Genomic DNA, 3,447 nt, shown 5'->3' with positions numbered 1-3,447 from the left:
GCCCCCGGGGTCCCCGGGGTCTCCGGGGGCCGCGCACCCTCCGGAGGCCTCCCCGCCGGTCAGCGGCAGCAGCAGGACGGTGCCGCCCTCGCGGGCGGCGGCCAGTCCGCGCCGGGTGGCGGCCAGGTGGGAGGCGGCCGACCACAGCCGCTGCCGGTCGGTGGTCTCCCGCCGCCCCGTGCCGCCGTCGGTGTCCAGCCGGGCGGCGAGGACGACGTGCGGGACGTCGAGGTCGGCTCCGAGGCGGGCGGCGCGCTCGCGCAGCAGCCGGGGGTCGCGGTCGGCGGCGTCCAGCAGGTCGTCCAGGAGTTCGCCGCGCACCCTCTGCTCGGCCTCGCCCGCCGAGCGGCGGGCGAGCAGCAGCAGCGAGGTGACCATGGCGGCGCGTTCGAGGGTGCGCTGGTCCATGGGGTCGAGTTCGGGGTGGCCGCGCAGCACCAGCGCGCCCAGCAGTTCGCCGCCCGCGGAGACGGCCGCCACCCAGGCGTCGCCGTCGCGCACCGCGTGGCCGTCGCGGCGGGAGCGCTCCACGGCCCGGGCGGGCGCGCTCCCGCCCTCTTCGGAGATCTCCGCGAACTCCACACCGCCGTCGAGGACTTCGGAGACGGCGGCGGCCACGTCGCCCACGCCTCCGCCGCGCAGGACCAGTTCGGTGAGCCGGTCGTGGACTTCCGAGGAGCGTTCGATGGCGGCGCTCCGGTCGCGGATGATGGCGTTGGCGGCCTCCAGTTCGGCCATCGCCTCGCGGGTCTCGGCCAGCAGCCGGGCGGTGTCGATGGCGACGGCCGCGTGGGCGGCGAAGGAGGCCAGCAGCGCGACCTGCTCGCGGTCGAAGACGCGGGGGCGGCGGTCGGCCGCGAAGAGCACGCCGATCACCTCGCGCCCGAGCATCAGCGGCACCCCGAGGATCGCCACCAGGCCCTCGTCGCTGACCCCGGAGTCGATGTTGCGGGTGTGCAGGAAGCGCTCGTCGCGCATGTAGTCGTCGGTGACGTAGGGGCGGGCGGTCTGGGCGACCAGTCCGCCCAGCCCCTCCCCCATGCCCAGGCGGAGCTGCTGGAAGCGGGCGGAGACCGACCCCTCGGTGACGCGCATGTAGGTGTCGCCGGCCTCGGGGTCGTTGATGGTCATGTAGGCGACCTCGGTTCCCAGCAGGGAACGGGCGCGCTGGACGATGGCGCGCAGCACGTCGTCCAGCTCCCGCACCCCCGCCAGGTCGTGCGCGGTGGCGAACAGCGCCGTCAGCTCCGCCTCGCGCCTGCGGCGCCCCTCCAGTTCGGAGCGCACCCGCAGGGCCAGCAGCCGGGCGCGGTCCGCCGCGGGGGAGCCGTCCGGCCGGCCGAGCCGCTCGTACTCCTCGGCGGGCGCGCCGCGGGCGAGGAGTTCCAGGAACGCCAGTGGTACGGATTCGGCGGCCGGTCGGGCGGCGGGCGCGGCGGCGGGCTCGGCGGCGTGGTGCTCGGACATGGGCACAGGGATACCTGCCGGTGGTACGGGCGCGCCAGGGTCGGTGCGCGGGCGTGTGCGCCGGGCGCGCCGGGGGTACGGGTCGGTTGCGCCAGGGGTGCGCCGGCGCGCGGGTCAGTGCGCCGTCCAGCCGCCGTCCATCACCAGGGACGCGCCGGTGACGAAGGATGCCTGCGGGCCGCAGAGGTAGGCGACGGCCTCGGCGACCTCCTCCGGTTCGATCAGCCGCTTGACGGCGGCGTCGGCGAGCATGACCTCGGAGACCACGCGGTCGGCGGGGATGCCGTGCGCCTCGGACTGGTCCGCGATCTGCCGCTCCACCAGCGGGGTGCGCACATAGGCGGGGTTGACGCAGTTGGACGTGACGCCGTGCGCGGCCCCCTCCAGGGCGACGACCTTGGACAGCCCCTCCAGGCCGTGCTTGGCGCTGACGTACGCGGACTTGTAGGCGGAGGCGCGCAGCCCGTGGACCGAGGAGATGTTGACGATCCGTCCCCACCCCCGGTCGTACATGTGCGGCAGGGCGCCGCGCACCAGCCGGAAGGGTGCCTCCAGCATCACGGTCAGCACGGTGCGGAAGACGTCCGGCGGGAAGTCCTGTATGGGGCGGACCAGTTGGAGACCGGCGTTGTTGACCAGCACATCGGTGCCGGTGGCGGCCCGCTCGGCGGCGTCGAGGTCGGTGAGGTCGAGGTGGACCTGCTTCAGGGCGCCGGGCAGACCCTCCGCCCGCTCGGCCAGCCTCCGCAGTCCTTCGGCGTCCCGGTCCACCGCGCGGACCTCGGCGCCCGCGGCGGCCAGCCGCAGGGCGCAGGCCCTGCCGATGCCTCCGGCCGCGCCGGTGACCAGGGCGGTGCGCCCGGCGAGGTCGAGCGGCACGGCCGGGGCGCTCGGGGCCGGGCCGGGGGCGGGGGACGGGGGGACGGTACGCGGGGTTCGCGGCGCGGTCATGGCCAGCACCCTAGGCAGCGGGCGCTTCCCCACCGATGTGCGTCGCACCCATACTTCACTCCCCCGTGGTGGTCTGGAACCACGTGGGTCCGTCGTTCCCCGCCCGCTCGATGCGCGTCAGCGCGAACTCCTCCAGCGGGGGCAGTTCGTCCGGCCCGAACCACCCCACCTCCAGGGACTCCTCGTCGTTGACCCGCGCCCGGCCGCCCGCCGCGCGGCAGCGGAAGGACATGTCCACGAACTGGCAGACGTCGCCGTTGGGGTAGCGGACCGGGGCCAGCGTCTGCACCAGCACCAGCCGCTCGGGCACGGCCCGCACCGCGGTCTCCTCGTACACCTCGCGCACCACGGTGTCGGCGGGCTGCTCGCCGGGCTCGGGGATGCCTCCGATGATCGACCAGTGGCCGGTGTCGGCCCGCCGTACGAGCAGGACGCGGCCCTCGTCGTCGAAGACGACGGCGCTGGTGCCGGGCAGGAAGAGCAGTTGCCGCCCCACGCCGGTGCGCAGTTCGCGGATGAAGTCGGGAGTCGCCATACCGCGAGCCTACGGACCCCTCTCCGCAGGCCGCGGGCGGCCTCGCGGGGACGGGGCGGCCCCGTTGCCGCCGGGGCGTATCCCGGTGTCGGCCCCAGGGGCTACGGTGTCCCCCACGTCACGGCCCGTGGCCGACGCGTCCGGAAGACCTCCGGGCCCGGCGCGGCGGCCGTATGTCTCGGGGGGTCGCAGACGATGGCTTCACCGGCGCTCGGACCGCTGTCCGCCGCACCGGAGCGAAGCGGCGTGCCGGATGTCGCCGGTGCCGCGGTGCTGGGCTGCTGCGCCGGCTGGGTGCTGCTGTGCGCGGCCGGGCGGGACGCCCGGCCGGAGGGGGTGCTGCTGGCGGTGCTGGCGGTCGCCGCCGGGTACGCCGGGCCGGTGGACGGTGCGCACGGAGGAGGTCGGGTGCCAGGGGTCGCCGTGCGGGCCGAGGTCGTGCAGCAGGCCTGCCTCCAGCAGCGCCGCGACGGCGGGTCGGTGCCGCACCTCGC

The 3,447-nt window shown here is 76.1% G+C and carries 3 protein-coding genes and 1 pseudogene; all 4 read right to left on the bottom strand.

Annotated features, from left to right (window positions below):
• On the bottom strand, window positions 1–1,467 hold a 1,467-nt coding region (locus tag ACLIYP_RS29785; protein WP_412716191.1), incomplete at its 3' end, for a GAF domain-containing protein.
• 114 nt (window positions 1,468–1,581) lie between these two features.
• The gene (locus ACLIYP_RS29780) at window positions 1,582–2,418 is read right to left on the bottom strand and encodes a 3-hydroxybutyrate dehydrogenase (RefSeq protein WP_412716190.1); all 837 of its coding nucleotides are present in this window, start codon (window positions 2,416–2,418) and stop codon (window positions 1,582–1,584) included.
• A 55-nt stretch (window positions 2,419–2,473) separates the two neighbouring features.
• Window positions 2,474–2,953, bottom strand: coding sequence for an NUDIX hydrolase (locus tag ACLIYP_RS29775; RefSeq protein ID WP_412716189.1), 480 nt, complete (start codon window positions 2,951–2,953; stop codon window positions 2,474–2,476).
• Window positions 2,954–3,319: 366 nt separating this feature from the next.
• Window positions 3,320–3,447 (bottom strand): annotated as a pseudogene (locus ACLIYP_RS29770) (IucA/IucC family protein); the annotation flags it as partial.

It is taken from the genome of Streptomyces nanhaiensis (assembly GCF_046614825.1).
In the GTDB taxonomy this organism is placed as follows: domain Bacteria; phylum Actinomycetota; class Actinomycetes; order Streptomycetales; family Streptomycetaceae; genus Streptomyces; species Streptomyces radiopugnans.
Note: the sequence above shows the minus strand (reverse complement) of the source record. Positions and strands in the feature narration are given on the sequence as shown.